Annotated in this window: 18 protein-coding genes; 11 read left to right on the top strand and 7 right to left on the bottom strand. The window is 57.9% G+C overall.

The genetic code is table 11. From position 1 onward, the window contains the following. Nucleotides 1-215 precede the first annotated feature (215 nt). Both AO353_RS20440 and AO353_RS20435 read right to left on the bottom strand, forming a co-directional pair. Nucleotides 216-788, bottom strand: coding sequence for a hypothetical protein (locus tag AO353_RS20440; protein ID WP_146016097.1), 573 nt, complete (start codon nt 786-788; stop codon nt 216-218). After that, nucleotides 789-1,187, bottom strand: coding sequence for a hypothetical protein (locus tag AO353_RS20435; RefSeq protein WP_054596587.1), 399 nt, complete (start codon nt 1,185-1,187; stop codon nt 789-791). Between the two features lie 406 nt (nt 1,188-1,593). Here AO353_RS20435 and AO353_RS20430 point away from each other — a divergent pair, with 406 nt between their 5' ends. The 4 genes from AO353_RS20430 (at nt 1,594) to AO353_RS31875 (ending at nt 3,820) form a co-directional block, all read left to right on the top strand. Further along, on the top strand, nt 1,594-2,082 hold the full coding sequence (locus tag AO353_RS20430; RefSeq protein WP_054596586.1) for a hypothetical protein: 489 nt from the start codon (nt 1,594-1,596) through the stop codon (nt 2,080-2,082). 210 nt (nt 2,083-2,292) lie between these two features. After that, nucleotides 2,293-2,763 carry an arsenate reductase ArsC gene (locus tag AO353_RS20425; protein WP_054596585.1) on the top strand — a complete coding sequence of 157 codons (471 nt, stop codon included), beginning with the start codon at nt 2,293-2,295 and terminating at the stop codon, nt 2,761-2,763. A gap of 13 nt (nt 2,764-2,776) precedes the next feature. Continuing rightward, entirely contained in the window at nt 2,777-3,472 is a 696-nt protein-coding gene (gene arsH, locus AO353_RS20420) for an arsenical resistance protein ArsH (RefSeq protein WP_054596584.1), read from the top strand. 219 nt (nt 3,473-3,691) lie between these two features. Then, nucleotides 3,692-3,820 carry a hypothetical protein gene (locus AO353_RS31875; RefSeq protein WP_256583885.1) on the top strand — a complete coding sequence of 43 codons (129 nt, stop codon included), beginning with the start codon at nt 3,692-3,694 and terminating at the stop codon, nt 3,818-3,820. A 332-nt stretch (nt 3,821-4,152) separates the two neighbouring features. Here the strand turns inward: AO353_RS31875 and AO353_RS20415 are convergent, their stop codons facing one another. Beyond that, a complete protein-coding gene (locus AO353_RS20415) occupies nt 4,153-4,413 on the bottom strand; it encodes a hypothetical protein (RefSeq protein WP_054596583.1) in 261 nt (86 codons plus the stop codon). 35 nt (nt 4,414-4,448) lie between these two features. Next, nucleotides 4,449-4,748: a DUF6124 family protein gene (locus tag AO353_RS20410; protein WP_054596582.1), complete on the bottom strand. Its 300-nt coding sequence runs from the start codon at nt 4,746-4,748 to the stop codon at nt 4,449-4,451. A 260-nt stretch (nt 4,749-5,008) separates the two neighbouring features. Between AO353_RS20410 and AO353_RS20405 the strand changes: the two genes are divergently transcribed. Next, nucleotides 5,009-6,259 carry an IS256 family transposase gene (locus tag AO353_RS20405; protein WP_054596581.1) on the top strand — a complete coding sequence of 417 codons (1,251 nt, stop codon included), beginning with the start codon at nt 5,009-5,011 and terminating at the stop codon, nt 6,257-6,259. Nucleotides 6,260-6,376: 117 nt separating this feature from the next. On the opposite strand, the gene AO353_RS20400 is transcribed toward AO353_RS20405, so the two are convergent. Beyond that, nucleotides 6,377-7,489 (bottom strand): succinylglutamate desuccinylase/aspartoacylase family protein, encoded by a 1,113-nt coding sequence (locus tag AO353_RS20400; RefSeq protein WP_054596580.1) that lies wholly within the window; start codon nt 7,487-7,489, stop codon nt 6,377-6,379. A gap of 155 nt (nt 7,490-7,644) precedes the next feature. On the opposite strand from AO353_RS20400, the gene AO353_RS20395 reads away from it, so the two are divergent. After that, nucleotides 7,645-8,298: a type 1 glutamine amidotransferase gene (locus tag AO353_RS20395; RefSeq protein WP_054596579.1), complete on the top strand. Its 654-nt coding sequence runs from the start codon at nt 7,645-7,647 to the stop codon at nt 8,296-8,298. A gap of 167 nt (nt 8,299-8,465) precedes the next feature. Here the strand turns inward: AO353_RS20395 and AO353_RS20390 are convergent, their stop codons facing one another. After that, a complete protein-coding gene (locus AO353_RS20390; RefSeq protein WP_054596578.1) occupies nt 8,466-8,900 on the bottom strand; it encodes a rhodanese-like domain-containing protein in 435 nt (144 codons plus the stop codon). A gap of 100 nt (nt 8,901-9,000) precedes the next feature. On the opposite strand from AO353_RS20390, the gene ftrA reads away from it, so the two are divergent. Continuing rightward, nucleotides 9,001-9,978: a transcriptional regulator FtrA gene (ftrA, locus tag AO353_RS20385; protein ID WP_054596577.1), complete on the top strand. Its 978-nt coding sequence runs from the start codon at nt 9,001-9,003 to the stop codon at nt 9,976-9,978. A gap of 72 nt (nt 9,979-10,050) precedes the next feature. On the opposite strand, the gene AO353_RS20380 is transcribed toward ftrA, so the two are convergent. Beyond that, nucleotides 10,051-11,280, bottom strand: a complete 1,230-nt coding sequence (locus AO353_RS20380) for an acyl-CoA dehydrogenase (protein WP_054596576.1) — start codon at nt 11,278-11,280, stop codon at nt 10,051-10,053. Nucleotides 11,281-11,456: 176 nt separating this feature from the next. Between AO353_RS20380 and AO353_RS20375 the strand changes: the two genes are divergently transcribed. The 4 genes from AO353_RS20375 (at nt 11,457) to AO353_RS20360 (ending at nt 15,759) form a co-directional block, all read left to right on the top strand. After that, nucleotides 11,457-12,386 carry a LysR family transcriptional regulator gene (locus tag AO353_RS20375; RefSeq protein ID WP_054596575.1) on the top strand — a complete coding sequence of 310 codons (930 nt, stop codon included), beginning with the start codon at nt 11,457-11,459 and terminating at the stop codon, nt 12,384-12,386. A gap of 183 nt (nt 12,387-12,569) precedes the next feature. Next, nucleotides 12,570-12,968: a MerR family transcriptional regulator gene (locus tag AO353_RS20370; RefSeq protein ID WP_054596574.1), complete on the top strand. Its 399-nt coding sequence runs from the start codon at nt 12,570-12,572 to the stop codon at nt 12,966-12,968. A 37-nt stretch (nt 12,969-13,005) separates the two neighbouring features. Continuing rightward, nucleotides 13,006-13,905, top strand: coding sequence for a hydroxymethylglutaryl-CoA lyase (locus tag AO353_RS20365; RefSeq protein WP_054596573.1), 900 nt, complete (start codon nt 13,006-13,008; stop codon nt 13,903-13,905). A 792-nt stretch (nt 13,906-14,697) separates the two neighbouring features. Continuing rightward, nucleotides 14,698-15,759, top strand: coding sequence for a 2OG-Fe(II) oxygenase family protein (locus AO353_RS20360; protein ID WP_054596572.1), 1,062 nt, complete (start codon nt 14,698-14,700; stop codon nt 15,757-15,759). Nucleotides 15,760-15,791 lie beyond the last annotated feature (32 nt).

Here is a 15,791-nt window from a genome sequence, read left to right as displayed (position 1 = left end):
AGGTTGTACATGCCGCGCCTATAGAAAAGCACAATGCGGTGAATTCGGTAGGATACTTAACGCAACGAAGAGTAACGCAACTGCCATGGCGGCATGGGAAATACGGCACATAAAGGACCGGCCACTCCCGACTTACAGACATGAGTGACCGGCCCTTTTTCCTTATGGCGTGTACGCCATTAAGTGTTCAGGTGTATGAAATCACCGGGGCAATATCAACTCTCATTGCCCAATGCCTGTTGCCTGGCATTTTTTTCATTCATACGTTCTGGCGTTGTATTGAGTTCCAGATCGAACTGCCGCTGTACCGCATCTTGATCGTAGAAACATCCAACCCAGTAGTTATCCGGCTCGCCAGTAGACATCGCCTGCAGCGTTCGGTCGTCCATGACCTTACGGAAATCGTTGGCCTCACCGCCGCTGCCGGTATTCGCCAGTTGCAACTGCTGAGCCGTTGTCCGGATATCCACACCGGGTTGAGTGGACGGCACCCGCAGGTAAAAACTGCGATGGTCGCTCATCACCGCCACCGACGAACTCACGTTACCAAAGGACAGCGCAGGTTCGATGGTCCAGGCCAGACCGCCCCACGGTTCGAACTCCGACGCTGCGGTCAGCGTCAGCTCTTTGCGTTCAACCAGACCGTTGAAGACCATAACGTCTTGCAAAGAAGCCGTGCAGTGCGTCAAACGCTCGATCAAATCCCGCTGATCCAGCGGCTGAGCGTTTACGGCCAGGCTCGCGAAGGCGGTGAACGCCAACACTGCCCAAGAGGATTGAACACGCACTTACGGCTTGAACACGCAGTCAGTCAGGGCCATGTATTCCGAACCCATCGTCATCGCCAGTACGCACACCGCTTTAAAGTCGGTACCGACCGCCATCGCGTCCATCTTGTTCGACTCGTCCGCGTCAAAACCCGTCAGTCTTGCCAGTACTTCATCAGAATCGGCAAGACCGGCCTCCATCACGGCTTCGCCGGAGAAGTTCTTTGAAACGCCGAGAACGCTGCCGGAAATCAGAATCTCTTTCTTGAACTGCGGCATGTTCATGGAGGACTGATTGTGCTCAAGGTAGCTGTCATACAACTCCCCCAAGTCAACCTTCTCAGGAGCCGAGGCACAGGCGAGGCTCGCCACCAATACCAACCCGAGGGACGCGATGGATTTCACACTTTGCTTGATCATATTTAAAATTTCACACGTATGTTAACCGATGAGATCGGTAGGCCAGATATCATTCCTTGAGCTGAATACGAGTTACTCTATCCAGTGACTCACTAACACCAACAACTCTGATTGCTACTCTATCGATAGATACAAATAGAACAGACACCTGCAAAGTACGCAGTAACTTTCAATCGAGTGTTAGTTCGACTCTCGAAAAATCGAGCGCGGAGTTTACAGGACAACAGCAGTGCCCTTCAACCAAGCTTCCGACAGGAAAACAGGACAATAGCCACAGCTTCCCGCCGTAAAAACACAGTCCAATCGCGCTTTTTTCTCTGAGCTTTTTTCGGTCTGGTCATCGCATGCCCAGGTGAAGTACCTTGGTGTGGCATCGCTAAAATTCACACCACGATAGGGAATCGGAATGAGTAAGGCAGATGAGCTCGCTGTAAAACTGAAACAGAAACAACAAACCCGTGCGGACGCGGAAGCCTGCGCAGATACGGCGATTGAGCATTGGCCGATACAGGTCTATGCGATGTACCACCAGCTTGAAGCATGGCTGGAGCCACTGACCGAAGCTGGCTTGAACATTCGCCGCATCCCCACACACGTTATCGAAAACCTCCCCTCCGGCGAGAGCTTCAACTACGCCATCGACAAACTGCTGATCGAGGGCAACCACCACAGCATCACCCTCGACCCCATCGCGCGCTTCGTCATTGGCGGCATGGGTCGTGTCGATATCCTCTCAAAAGGTCAAGAGCTGTATCTACTCCGGACCGAGACCGAACACGGTGAAGCGCGCTGGCAAATCCAGAGCCTCCCGCGCAGCGGACAACCGCAGCCTGATCCGGTTGAGCTCGATGAGGACAACTTTCTCTCGGTGATACAGGAAGGTCTGGAGCTCTAAAGCAGAGCGCCACGCAGGGAAGCATTGCGGTGTGTCACCCTTCCCTGCCGATCCCGAAAAAATGGGCGACCCGATGCGGTCGCCCATTTTCTTTTCAGCCAAGAAATCCACTCCCTGATGTCACTCACCGCGCTTTACCTGATATCCGACAATCCGTATATTCGCCAAACCATATATTTGCCCCCGGCCCGGCGCCCTACGGAGTAACCGATGAAAGTCCTGTTCATGTGCACGGCCAACAGCTGCCGCAGCATCCTGTCCGAAGCCATGTTCAACCACCTCGCACCGGCAGGTTTCGAGGCGGTGAGCGCCGGCAGCTTTCCCAAAGGCCAGGTCCTGCCGCGCAGCCTGACCACCTTGCGGGCCGCCGGCATTGCCACTGACGGGCTGAGCAGCAAGGGCAACGACGCCTTTGCAGACAGCCCGCCAGACATCGTCATCACCGTGTGCGACAAGGCCGCCGGTGAAACTTGCCCGGTGTATTTCGGCCCCGCACTCAAGGCGCATTGGGGGCTTGAAGACCCGTCCGACGTCAGCGGTAGCGAAGAACAAATCACCGCCGCCTTCAACGCCACACTGGCGACCATCGAAACCCGTTGCCGCGCTTTCCTCCAGTTGCCCTTCGAACGCCTCGACGCCGCTGCACTCCAGCGCGAACTCGAGCGCATCGCCACCCTTTAGCCTGGAGCGCCGCATGAACGATCAACTGCCAAACCTCGACACGCTGCTTTCCGACACCCTGCACCACGCCGCGGTCGACAACCCCAAGCCACGCATATTGCTGCTCTATGGTTCGACCCGCCCGCGCTCGTTCAGCCGCCTGCTGGTGGAAGAAGCGGCCCGGTTGCTGGAACACTTCGGCGCCGAAACGCGGATCTTCAACCCGTCCGGCCTGCCGCTGCCGGATGACGCGCCCAGCGACCACCCGAAAGTCCAGGAACTGCTGACCTTGATGCAGTGGTCCGAAGGCCAGGTGTGGTGCTCGCCGGAACGCCACGGCTCGATGTCCGCCGTGTTCAAGGCGCAAATAGACTGGGTGCCGCTGGCGATGGGCGCCGTACGCCCGACCCAAGGCAAAACCCTGGCCGTGATGCAGGTCTCGGGCGGCTCGCAGTCGTTCAACACCGTCAACCAACTGCGCGTACTGGGGCGCTGGATGCGCATGTTCACCATCCCCAACCAGTCCTCCGTGCCGAAGGCCTTCTTGGAGTTCGACGATCAGAACCGCATGAAACCCTCCGCGCTCTACGACCGCGTGGTCGACGTGATGGAAGAACTGCTGAAATTCACCCTCCTGCTACGCGACCGCCCCGACCTCGTCGACCGCTACTCGGAGCGCAAAGAAAGCGCGGAGGAACTGAGCAAGCGGGTTAATCAGCGTTCGATATAAAGCCTCGAAATAAACAAGGAGCGACCGCAATGGCCGCTCCTGCATATTTTCTACAACTTCTGTAACACTTTAATTATTCGCACTCCCTTCGATCACATTCTTTTACATCTGAGGTACACATTCTTAACAATTGCATTCCACTCGTTGATTAGCATGGACACACCTTATGCGAATTCAGGGACGTCGCTATTCCAACGGATGCCTTATGAAGGAAAGCAAATGCCTACTGAACAAATCATCATCTTTGTTGCCGTTACAGTCATTGGCCTTGTATGGGCGGCCAGAAGAGATTTAAAAAACCGAAAGAAAGAACAGGCTACGAAAGAGGCCAATGAGAGCGTAGATTGACTATCAGTCACTTACAAAAATGAGTGGGCAAATAAAGTTAATTATTATAAAAAACCAACCCGCCCCACTGACTGCACCGACAGCTATCTACACAAAGCTGAAACACGGAATAGAACCATGTCCGTAGCAGCTGCCGAGCCCGCGAGGCTGCGTTCGAGGACAAAGTCCTCGCAAATCCTGAGTACGTGGTTTGCATGACGGAACGCGTGACTGATTCACCACCGCCTCATCCGAACACAACCCAGGCCTGACGCAGCCTCGCAGGCTCAACAGCTGCTACAGAACGGGACAACCCAACCAAAAAGGGGCAACCTCACGGCCGCCCCTTTGCTTTACCTCTGCAACCGCCGCCCAACCACATCCATCAAATCACACCCATCGCGCAGCGGAATCGCCAGCACCCGCGCGAAATCCTGCAACAGCAACGCATCACGACCAAGCCCCTCGCCCAGGGAAAGCGTTTCCAGCAATTGCGTCACGCTGCAAATGCGGTACGCCGCCGTGTCGTGCAGTACATCGATCGGCGCTTCGGTATCGATCAGCAGCGACGCAATTGTGCAGTCGATGCCGGTGATCGGCATGTATCGAGTCATGACAGAACCTCCAGTGAATGAACCAGCGTGAGCACTCAGTGACGAGCCGTGGACGAAACCCCGGATGCCAAGTCCGGCGTGTCGAAGTGCTCCAAGGCGCGGTTCACCAACAACTCGCTGAGTACCACCAGTTGCTGCACCGCCAACGCGACATGACGGCGTGAGCCTTCGAGCTCGAAGGCCAGGTCGGTGGTCATAGCGTTTAGGGACGCGAGGGTTTCGGAGGTGTGGATTAACAGGGTTTCGGTGTCGATGTTGGGGGCAATGGTGAAGATGTGGGTGGTGGGGTCGGAAACGGCTGGGGTCTCGGGGGGATTGGGGGTGATCTTTTTCATGAGTGAAGCTCCTTTAGCATTTATGGGTGCTTGGGCTCCTTTAGCGATAGAACGGACTTCCACATCCGGCCGCTGATTTTGCAGCGACGTGGGAAGGTTATCTGGGGAGGTGACTGTGGGTAAAGCGGCTGGAACCGATGCGGGTTGCGGGAAATGTCCGATGAGGGTGTGGTGTGTTGGAAGCTGGATTCAATCGTAAAAAAATCGTGGGGGTGTCAGAAATTTTGTGTTCGGGCATAACATGAGTAAGAGGTGCATGTATGCCAACCAAAAAGAAACCTGCGTTGCGAGAGCTGCCGAAAATCCCGAAAGAGCTGCTCGAGCAATTCACCGATGGACCGATGACCGCTGAAGCCATCGAGGACGCGTCTGCGGCGTTCAAGAAGGCTTTGATCGAGCGAGCCCTGAGTGCTGAGCTCGGGCATCACTTGGGCTATCCGCCGGGCGCGCAGCGTCCAGAGGATGAAACCAATCAGCGCAACGGCAAAAGCGGCAAGACGGTTCTAACCGGCGACGGCCCGCTCCGACTGGATATTCCTCGCGACCGGGACGGCAGTTTTTCCCCTATCCTGATTCCCAAACACGAGCGCCGCTACACCGGGTTTGATGACAAGATCATCGCCATGTATGCCCGTGGAATGACTGTCAGAGAGATCCGTGCGTTTCTTTCAGAGCAGTACGGTACTGACGTTTCTCCCGACTTCATCAGCTCGGTAACCGACGAGGTCATGGCAGAGATCGGTGCATGGCAACAGCGGCCTTTGGAGCCGATGTACCCGGTGATTTTCTTCGATGCTCTACGGGTCAAAATCCGCGAAGAGGGGCTGGTTCGCAACAAGGCGATCTACTTGGCCCTAGGTGTTTTGCCTGACGGAACACGCGATATTCTCGGCATTTGGATAGAAAATACCGAGGGCGCCAAATTCTGGATGAAGGTGTTCAACGACCTCAAGACACGCGGCGTCGAAGACGTGTTGATTGCTGTGACCGATGGCCTTAAAGGCATGCCAGAAGCGCTCAACGCCGTATTTCCAGACACGACACTGCAAACATGCGTTGTCCATCTGATCCGCAACAGTCTTGATTATGCAGCCTGGGATAAACGCCGCGAACTGGCCAAGGCGCTCAAACCGATCTATCAGGCAGTCACCGCCGAAGCGGCTGAGCAGGCGCTGGATGCATTTGAAAACGGGCCATGGGGCAAGCAGTACCCGACGGTAGTGGCGGCTTGGCGCCGCGCTTGGGATCGTGTGATTCCATTTTTCGTGTTCCCGCCGGCGATCCGAAAAGTGATCTACACGACTAACGCCATTGAGAGCATCAACGCTCAGCTGCGCAAGATCATCAAGACCCGCGGCCACTTCCCGACCGACGATGCGGCAACGAAACTGATCTGGCTTGGGCTACGCAATATCACCGCAAACTGGGGCTCAGCGGCACATGACTGGAAAAGCGCGATGAATCAATTTGCGATTCTGTACGGAGATCGACTTATCAGGCCGACCTGGTAAAAGCACGACCTGCCTGACGGCAGGCCGTTACCGGCCCGCACACAAAATATCTGACAGTCCCGGCCGTCATCGCGAGCAAACTCGGCTCCCACAGGAGATGGGGCAGCCAGACCAGACTCAATCGTTGACCAGTTTCCCAACCCGAATCGCTTCCCGCCCCGCCACCTTCGCCTGCCAGATCCCCGGCTGCGTATACCGCCCGCGATCCAGCGCAAACAACACCCCGCTGGTCCCGGCACACACCACCGTCACCCGATCACTCAACGGATCGACCACCTCAAACAACGCATCGCCCTTCTCGACCCACTCCCCCGCCTCACGCAGAAAACTCACCACCCCGTGATGCGGTGCAAACAGATACTCCGTGCCCTCGAACGGCATCCCCTCACAGCACTCATCCGGCGCGTGCGGCCACTGCCCGGCAATAAAACCCTGCTCTGCCAGAAACCCGAGGATCGCCTCGCAATTGGCCTGAGCCTGATCAACCCGCGTGTCACCCATGCTCCCCAATTCCAGCGTCGTCGCCAGGTTGGCCGGTGGAATCGCCGCCTCTGGAAACGCCTTGGCCAACCGCAACCACGGCGACGAACAGGACTCATCGAACGAGCTGCCACCGGAGTCTTCGCACAACAACGCCACACCGGCCTTCAACCGTGCCGCCAAAGACTGCCACCGCGGCCAGTGTTGCGGCAGCGCATAAAGATGAATGACCGCCTCGAAATCGCAATGCAGATCCAGGGTGATCTCAGCCTCACAGGCATGCCGCAACAGCAAACGGTGCAGGGCTTCCAACTGTGAAGCCGGTGCTGGCAACCGGTCGAGAACCTGACCCATGGTCTGACGGATCAACGCGATGTTGGCCTCGGCGTCGTTGCCCAACTGCGAACCGATCAACTCCCCCACCGGCCCGCTGAGTTCGTAGAACGACCGGTTGAAATTCTTCCCGCTGCCCAGTTCGAAACGGCCCATGTGGGCGCTTTGCAGATGCTGATCCAGGCCAATCGGGTTGGCCACCGGCACCAGTTCGATAACACCGTTGAGCTGGCCCTGGGCTTCAAGTTCGGTGAGACGCTTCTTCAGCTCCCAGGCCGTGCGCATGCCCGGCAGCTCATCGGCATGCAGGCTGGCCTGAATGTAGACCTTGCGCGGACCCGCGCCAAAACGAAACACACTGAGGCTGCGCTCGGTGCCGAGGTGGCTCCAGGGCAATTGATGGTCGATACGTTGCATGGCGGGCTCCTGTGTTGAACTCTGCCTGGTGACCTTTGCGTTTGCCTGCAGACGTCTGTAACCGGCCTTCAGAAACGCCTCGTTTTCAGTCAAGATGCCACAGGTTCCGACGGAAAAGCCGACCGTACAACCCTCCGCCACCAGAGAGCCGCGCCATGCCCGAGCAATCGACCTCGCTGAACCTGATCCAGCACCACCCCGCTGAAGGCCCGGGGGCGATTGACGATTGGGCCGAGTCCCGAGGGCTGACGCTGAAGGTGTTTCGCGCGGACCTTGGTCAGCTTCCGCCCGCAGGCGCTGCGCCGGTGATCATTCTGGGCGGGCCTTATGAGGCCAATGCAGGTCCGCAGTGGCTGGCAGAAGAGCGCAAGTGGCTGGCGGCAAGCATCGCGCAAGGCGCGCCAGTGTTCGCCATTTGCCTGGGTGCGCAATTGCTGGCCCTGAGCCTGGGCGGGAATGTGCGGCGAATGGCCCGGACCGAAACCGGCTGGACCCAGGTTACGTTCGCTGACGGGCACGCACTGAACGTACTGGAATGGCATGAGGACGCGATTGATCTGCCACCCGACGCCCGATTGCTGGCCAGCAGCGCCCAGTGTGAGCAGCAGATGTACGCCGTCGGCTCGACGCGTGTGGGATTGCAGTTTCATCCGGAATGGAACGCCGAGTCGGTAGCGCTACTCAATGCCCACTTCGGCAATGAGTCCCCCCTGCCCCGCGATCAGGACGACAGCGCCGCTTACCGCCTAGTGTTCGACTGGTTGCAGGCGACGCTGGATGAGTGGCATGCAACCGCGTCCGGGGTCTAGCAATTCCCCCTGTGGCGAGGGAGCTTGCTCCCGCTCGGCTGCGAAGCAGTCGTAAACCTGTCAGTGCGTTCTCTCAGGATAAACGCATCAACTTTATGGCGACCGCTTCGCGATCGAGCGCGAGCAAGCTCCCTCGCCACAAGAGCTGACTCGACGGCGTGTCGTGATCAGCACTCGCATCCGATTGCCGCACTGGTTGGGCGTTCAACCGGGTGGCTCAGTTCAAAGCCTTCATCCAGCCAGCCGGTCACTCCGCCGATCATTTCCTTGACCGGGTATTCCAGCGCCGCGAGCTTCACCGCAGCCTTGTTCGCGCCGTTGCAGTGCGGACCGGCGCAATACACCACGAACAGCGTGGTTTTCGGGTAAGCCGCCAGGACCTCGGCGTTGATCAAGCGCCCAGGAATGTTGATCGCGCCCGGCACATGTCCGCGCTCGAACGCCAGTGGACCCCGCACATCCACCAGAACGAAGTCCACATCACCCGCCTGCTGGCTGCCAAAGACGTCGGAACAGTCGGTTTCAAAGGTCAGGCGGTTGCTGAAATGCATCAGGGCAACGGCGGATGGGGCGGCAGGAATTTCGCGAACCAGGCTGGTCATGGGTGCTCTCCAAAGCGTGTGTGGGCGTGAGAGGACTGTATCCAACTCGCCGATACCGCTACAGTGGCGCACAAGACACTCACTGGGAATTTTCCGCCAAATGCACACTGAACCCGGATTAGTCGCGATTCTGGCCTACGACGGTCTCTGCACCTTCGAGTTCGGGATTGCCGTGGAGATCTTCGGGCTGGCACGGCCAGAGTTCGACTTTCCTTGGTACGAACACCGGATCGTCGCTGTCGATCAGGGGCCGATGCGCGCCATGGGCGGCATTCAGGTATTGGCGGACGGCGGCATGGAGCTGCTGGACACCGCGCGGACCATCATCATTCCCGGTTGGCGCAGCCGCACTGAACCAGTGCCTGAAGCCCTACTTTCGGCCCTGCGCCAAGCGCATGCCCGAGGCGCGCGGCTGCTGTCGATCTGCTCCGGGGTGTTTGTACTCGCAGCCACGGGGTTGCTCGACGGGCTGAGCGCAACAACTCACTGGCGTTATACCGAGGAACTGTCCGAACGCTTCCCGAACATTCTGGTCGACCCCGACGTGCTGTATGTCGATGCGGGGCAGTTGATCACGTCCGCCGGCAGCGCCGCCGGCATTGACGCGTGCCTGCACCTGGTGGCACGGGACTTTGGCACCCAGGTCGCCAACTCGGTGGCACGCCGGTTGGTGATGTCGCCGCAACGTACCGGCGGGCAGGCACAGTTCATTCCCGCCCCCGTCAGCCGCACACCCCGCAGCGATCTGTCGCGCGTCATGCAATGGGCCCGCGAACGCCTGCATGAACCGTTGGGTGTGCGCGAACTGGCGAGTCAGGCAGCGATGAGCGAGCGAACTTTTTTACGACGGTTCAGCGAAGCCACCGGTGCCTCGCCCAAATCCTGGCTGCAACAACAACGGCTGGCACGCGCCCGGGAACTGCTGGAAAGCAGCGCGCACAACACCGAGTCCATCGCGCTGCAATGTGGTTACCGTTCGGTGGAGAGTTTTCGGGTGGCGTTTCGCAGCGTGGTCGGGCTGCCGCCGTCGGTGTATCGGGAGCGGTTTGGCCGCGAGGTGAAAACGCTGTCGATGTGAGGGGTGATTGCCAATCCACTCACCCGCAAACACAGCAATACTGCGTTTGCGGGTGATGTACAGCGCCGCGGCTTAGTGCCCGCTGCGCAGCATTTCGTTCGGCACATATTTGCCGATTTCAAACTTGCCGATCGCTGCGCGGTGCACTTCGTCCGGGCCATCGGCCAGACGCAGCGTACGTTGCATGGCGTACATGTAGGCCAGCGGGAAATCGTTGGAGACACCCGCACCACCGTGGATCTGAATCGCCCGGTCGATCACCTTCAAGGCCACATTCGGCGCCACCACCTTGATCTGGGCGATTTCGCTTTTCGCCACTTTGTTGCCCACGGTGTCCATCATGTAGGCGGCTTTGAGGGTCAACAGCCGCGCCATGTCGATTTCCATCCGCGAGTCGGCGATCTTGTCGATATTGCCGCCCAAGCGCGCCAGCGGTTTACCGAAGGCGGTGCGGTTGATCGAACGTTTGCACATCAACTCCAGTGCGCGCTCCGCCATGCCGATCGAGCGCATGCAGTGGTGAATCCGGCCTGGGCCAAGGCGCCCCTGGGCGATCTCGAAGCCACGCCCCTCACCCAGCAGCACGTTTTCATAAGGTACGCGGACGTTCTCGAACAGCACTTCGGCGTGACCGTGAGGCGCGTCGTCGTAACCGAACACCGGCAGCGGACGAACGATCTTCACGCCAGGCGTATCCACCGGCACCAGGATCATCGAGTGCTGCTGGTGACGCGGTGCGTCGGGGTTGCTCAGGCCCATGAAAATCAGGATTTTGCAGCGTGGATCGCATGCGCCGGAGGTCCACCACTTCTTGCCATTGATCACCCACTCGTCGCCATCACGCACTGCACGGGCGGCCATGTTGGTGGCGTCGGAGGACGCCACGTCCGGTTCAGTCATGGCGAACGCCGAGCGGATCTCGCCGCGCAGCAGCGGCTCCAGCCAGCGCTGCTTCTGTTCTTCATTGGCGTAGCGCACCAATACTTCCATGTTGCCGGTATCCGGCGCCGAGCAGTTGAACGGCTCAGGTCCGAGCAAGGAGCGGCCCATGATTTCCGCCAATGGTGCGTATTCCAGGTTGGTCAGGCCGGCGCCCAGTTCGGACTCCGGCAAAAACAGGTTCCACAAGCCTTCAGCCTTGGCCTTGTTTTTCAGCTCTTCCATGATCGCCGTCGGCTGCCAGCGATCGCCTTCAGCGACCTGACGTTCGAACACCGCTTCGGCTGGATAAACGTAAGCATCCATGAACGCAGTCACGCGTTCACGCAGTTCCTGGACCTTGGGGGAATAGGCGAAATCCATGGGCAGCTACCTTTTTTGACGAGGTGTTGAAGACGTTGTTGAGGTCATGAATCGATGCTAGATCAGCGTTGATAATTTACCTAGCCTATTCTCGGCGTGTATTAACATTCATCACCGATATATGATCGACTGATCGAGCCCCCTGCTCCAATAACAAAAGCCAAGAGCGAAACGCCATGAACCTAAGCAAGGTCGACCTCAATCTTTTCATCGTCTTTGACGCGATCTACACCGAAGCCAACCTGACCCGCGCCGGGCAAATTGTCGGCATTACCCAGCCTGCGGTGTCGAACGCTCTGGCCCGCCTGCGCGAGACCTTCAACGACCCATTGTTCGTGCGTACCGCCCAGGGCATGGTGCCCACGCCCATGGCGCAAAACATCATCGGTCCGGTGCGCAACGCGCTGTCGCTGCTGCGGGTATCGGTGCAGGAAAGCCGGATTTTCAACCCGTTGCAGGCGGTCAAGACCTATCGCATCAGCATGACCGACCTCACCGAGGCGGTGATCCTGCCGCCGCTGTTCCAGCGCCTGCGACGCCTGGCGCCGACGGTGATCATCGAGAGTTTTCTGTCGAAACGCCGCGAGACCACCAAGGAACTCGCCGCTGGCCGCCTGGACTTTGCCGTCGATGCACCGCTCAACACCGATCCGCAAGTGCGTCACGTCAAGTTGATGGAAGATCGCTACGTGTGTGCCATGCGCAAGGGCCATCCGATGGCGAGCAAGGAAAAATTCAGCCTCGACGACTACCTGTCACTGACCCATGTGCACATTTCCAGCCGCCGCAGTGGTCTCGGTTATGTCGACCTGGCCTTGGGCAAAATGGGCATCCAGCGCAAGATCGCCCTGCGCTCGCAGCATTACCTGATGGCCTCCCAGGTGTTGCAGCAAACCGACATGGTAATGACCGTGCCCGAGCGTTTTGCCCGGCGTCATGACCTGCACGCCTTTTATCTGCCGGTCAATGATGTGCCGCCGGTGGAGACCCACCTCTACTGGCACGAAAGCACCGATCAGGACCCGGCCAACCGCTGGATGCGTGAGCAGATGATCGAGTTGTGCCAGCAAGTGACGGCGCATGAGAAGAAGCTCGACAAAATGTAGGAGCGGGGGGACGCCTAGTTCTTGCCTGCGATGGGGTCGCTGCGGTGCACCTGATCGCCCGTGTAATCGTTCATCGCGGGCAAGAACTAGGCGTCCCCCCGCTCCTACAGGTGCTCGATCTGCTTGACGTTTACGTCAAGCTGGAATTAGCTTAGCGCCATGACCTCTTTTTCGAGCGCGCCCATGAGCAGCCAGACCTATAGCATTTCCGACCTCGCCCGCGAGCTCGACATCACCACTCGCGCCATTCGCTTTTACGAAGAGCAAGGCCTGCTGAGCCCCGAGCGTCGCGGCCAGGAACGTATCTACTCGCCACGTGACAAGGTCAGCCTGAAGCTGATCCTGCGTGGCAAGCGCATCGGTTTTTCCCTGGCCGAGTGCCGCGAACTGATCGAGCTTTACGATCCCTCCAGCGGCAATCAGAAACAGCTGCACAGCATGCTGGCGAAAATCACCGAACGCCGTGAACAGCTTGAACAGCAATTGCTGGACATCGAGCAGATGAAACTGGAACTCGACACCGCCGAAGAACGCTGTGTCCAGGCGCTGGAACAGACGATCAAGAGCCAGCAGGCTATCTGATCGTTCCCACGCTCTCAAAACAACAGGTGAATTCCTTATGCCCCTCCCCACCCATGTACGCCTGATCGAAGTCGGTCCACGCGATGGTCTGCAGAACGAAGCCCAGCCCATCAGCGTTGCAGACAAGGTGCAGTTGGTCGATGCACTCAGCGCCGCTGGCCTTGGCTATATAGAAATCGGTAGTTTCGTTTCGCCGAAATGGGTACCGCAAATGGCCGGCTCGGCCGAGGTTTTCGCGCAGATCCAGCGCAAGCCCGGGGTGACCTACGGTGCACTGGCGCCGAACCTGCGCGGGTTCGAAGACGCGGTGGCTGCCGGGGTTAAGGAAGTCGCGGTATTCGCCGCCGCGTCCGAATCCTTCTCGCAACGCAACATCAATTGCTCGATCAGCGAAAGCCTGGCGCGCTTCGTGCCGATCATGGAGGCCGCCCGGCAACACGGGGTCAGTGTGCGCGGTTACGTGTCCTGTGTGCTCGGCTGCCCTTACGAGGGTGACGTGGCGCCCGAGCAAGTTGCCCTGGTTGCACGCGAGCTGTATGCGATGGGCTGCTACGAGGTCTCTCTTGGCGACACCATCGGTACCGGCACTGCCGGCGCAACGCGCAAGATGTTCGAAGTGGTTTCAGCCGACGTGCCACGGGACAAACTGGCCGGGCATTTCCACGACACCTACGGTCAGGCCATGGCCAACATCTATGCCAGCCTGCTGGAAGGGATTGCGGTATTCGACAGTTCTATCGCCGGCCTCGGCGGCTGCCCGTATGCCAAAGGCGCCAGCGGTAACGTCGCCACCGAAGACGTGCTGTACCTGCTCAACGGCCTGGGTATCGAGACCGGCGTCGACATGGACAAACTGATTCTGGCCGGCCAGCAGATCTGCAACGTCCTGGGCCGTCCTACCGGTTCACGCGTGGCCAAGGCCCGTAGCGCCCAGTGATGTGTCGGGGGTGTTACCGCACCCGCAACAAAACGAGTAACACGGAAACAACCTGACCGAATTTTTATGAACAATTTGTCCTACAAAATGTTAATTGCTTGATTTTAAAGGACTTTAAAAAGTTGGCATGGCTTCTGCTATCTCTATGGCATAACAAGAATAAAAAGCAGCAAACCTAATAAAAATAAGACGTAACGACTCTGACATAACAAAAACAACACGGCAGAGACGCAGCTAACAGATTTTTTTGGAGAAGGTGTGCTTTTCAGGGTGCTGCTTGCAGTAACCCGCAACCGGGCAGAGAACAATAAAACTACCTTCAGGTAGCTCCCGAACTGGTTGGATCGCTTGGCGAAAAAGCAGATCAGCGCTCAAAAAAATACGTTTGCTCTTGACCCCGGATGGGGGTCGCCCGAAACAGCGGTAAAGGGTCACGGTTGCCAAAAACAACAACAGACCGCCCCTTAATAATAAAAAAAGAGCAGGCAACGACAAATTAAAGGGGAGCTTCGGCTCCCCTTTGTGCTTTCTGGCGTTTGGTTTTTTTTGTCTGAAACATCAGCCCCTCCCACTTCCCCATTGCTTTTCACCGCTTGTCAGGACTGTCAAACCTGACAGGTCACAAACCATGCTCAACGTCCTATAACACGACAGCCTATCCCATACGGGTTAGCAGGGACGCTCATGATCCATCCCCCAAAGGCTTGGTGCTTTTCCGTTGCCTGAACCGTGTTCACTCAACGTCGCTTCGAATGAGTATCCGTCCCTTTATCTGGATCAAAGGAGACGAACATGACTGATTTACAGACATTCAAACTGCCAGACACGGTAACGGGCCTGACCGCCGATATCAGCTTGGGAGTAAAACTGATTCACGCCTGGCAAACTGATGGCATTTTTCAGATCGAAACTGAAGAGGAGCAGGATTACAAGACCCAAGCGGCAATCACTGCCAGCAAGGACTTTTTCAAGAAAAAAATGGAATTCAAGAGTAGCCGCATCAGCGATCTGACCTACAGCGGCTATATCGCTTCACGCGAGGAGGTCACCGCCGGCAAAGCGGATTACTCGGAGATCTTCACCATCTGCAAGGATCTGCCCGAAACTGATCCGCACGTCGAAGCCGGCTGGCCTTGCCATGGTCCGGTGCCATGGCCCGATGACACTTATCGAATAAGCATGAAGGCGTTCATGGACGAACTCGGTTTGGCGGGCGAGAAGCTGCTAAAACTGACAGCCCTTGGCCTGAAGCTCCCTATCACCACGTTCACCGACCTCACACGCGATGGCTGGCACCACATGCGGGTCTTGCGCTTTCCGACCTCAACCTCCGAGTCTTCTCGCGGCATTGGCGCACACACTGACTATGGGTTGCTGGTCATTGCCGCTCAGGACGATGTCGGTGGCCTTTACATCCGCCCGCCGGTCGAGGGCGAAAAGCGTAATCGCAACTGGCTGCCCGGCGAGAGCTCAGCAGGTCTGTTCGAACACGAGGAACCCTGGACCTTCGTCAAACCCACCCCAAAGGTATGGACGGTATTCCCCGGTGATATCCTGCAGTTCATGACCAACGGTCGCCTGCTTTCCACCCCGCACAAGGTCAAGCTCAATACCCGCGAACGCTTCGCCTGCGCCTACTTCCACGAACCGAACTTCGAAGCGGTTGCCCGCCCGTTGTTCGATCCGGATAGCAAGGAACGCATTCATTATGGTGAGCACTTCACCCACATGTTCATGCGCTGCTACCCGAAGCGGATAACCACCCAGCGCATTCATGCCGAGAAACGCCTGAGACACCTGGAAGACCTGAAAAAATCCGAGACCCGAACAGCACGGTACGCGACAATTTCATAAGCACCATTGATACCCTGCCCGGCTACCGCCGG

The sequence above is a fragment of the Pseudomonas fluorescens genome, from assembly GCF_001307155.1.
Lineage (GTDB): Bacteria > Pseudomonadota > Gammaproteobacteria > Pseudomonadales > Pseudomonadaceae > Aquipseudomonas > Aquipseudomonas helvetica.
This window is presented reverse-complemented; position numbering and strand designations above follow the sequence as displayed.

Excerpts from the sequence above, each read along its gene's own strand:
- AO353_RS20435 (WP_054596587.1), bottom strand. The coding sequence starts at position 1,187 with ATGATCAAGCAAAGTGTGAAATCCATCGCGTCCCTCGGGTTGGTATTG.
- AO353_RS20430 (WP_054596586.1), top strand. The coding sequence starts at position 1,594 with ATGAGTAAGGCAGATGAGCTCGCTGTAAAACTGAAACAGAAACAACAA.
- AO353_RS20425 (WP_054596585.1), top strand. The coding sequence starts at position 2,293 with ATGAAAGTCCTGTTCATGTGCACGGCCAACAGCTGCCGCAGCATCCTG.
- arsH (WP_054596584.1), top strand. The coding sequence starts at position 2,777 with ATGAACGATCAACTGCCAAACCTCGACACGCTGCTTTCCGACACCCTG.
- AO353_RS31875 (WP_256583885.1), top strand. The coding sequence starts at position 3,692 with ATGCCTACTGAACAAATCATCATCTTTGTTGCCGTTACAGTCATTGGC.
- AO353_RS20415 (WP_054596583.1), bottom strand. The coding sequence starts at position 4,413 with ATGACTCGATACATGCCGATCACCGGCATCGACTGCACAATTGCGTCG.
- AO353_RS20410 (WP_054596582.1), bottom strand. The coding sequence starts at position 4,748 with ATGAAAAAGATCACCCCCAATCCCCCCGAGACCCCAGCCGTTTCCGAC.
- AO353_RS20405 (WP_054596581.1), top strand. The coding sequence starts at position 5,009 with ATGCCAACCAAAAAGAAACCTGCGTTGCGAGAGCTGCCGAAAATCCCG.
- AO353_RS20400 (WP_054596580.1), bottom strand. The coding sequence starts at position 7,489 with ATGCAACGTATCGACCATCAATTGCCCTGGAGCCACCTCGGCACCGAG.
- AO353_RS20395 (WP_054596579.1), top strand. The coding sequence starts at position 7,645 with ATGCCCGAGCAATCGACCTCGCTGAACCTGATCCAGCACCACCCCGCT.
- AO353_RS20390 (WP_054596578.1), bottom strand. The coding sequence starts at position 8,900 with ATGACCAGCCTGGTTCGCGAAATTCCTGCCGCCCCATCCGCCGTTGCC.
- ftrA (WP_054596577.1), top strand. The coding sequence starts at position 9,001 with ATGCACACTGAACCCGGATTAGTCGCGATTCTGGCCTACGACGGTCTC.
- AO353_RS20380 (WP_054596576.1), bottom strand. The coding sequence starts at position 11,280 with ATGGATTTCGCCTATTCCCCCAAGGTCCAGGAACTGCGTGAACGCGTG.
- AO353_RS20375 (WP_054596575.1), top strand. The coding sequence starts at position 11,457 with ATGAACCTAAGCAAGGTCGACCTCAATCTTTTCATCGTCTTTGACGCG.
- AO353_RS20370 (WP_054596574.1), top strand. The coding sequence starts at position 12,570 with ATGAGCAGCCAGACCTATAGCATTTCCGACCTCGCCCGCGAGCTCGAC.
- AO353_RS20365 (WP_054596573.1), top strand. The coding sequence starts at position 13,006 with ATGCCCCTCCCCACCCATGTACGCCTGATCGAAGTCGGTCCACGCGAT.
- AO353_RS20360 (WP_054596572.1), top strand. The coding sequence starts at position 14,698 with ATGACTGATTTACAGACATTCAAACTGCCAGACACGGTAACGGGCCTG.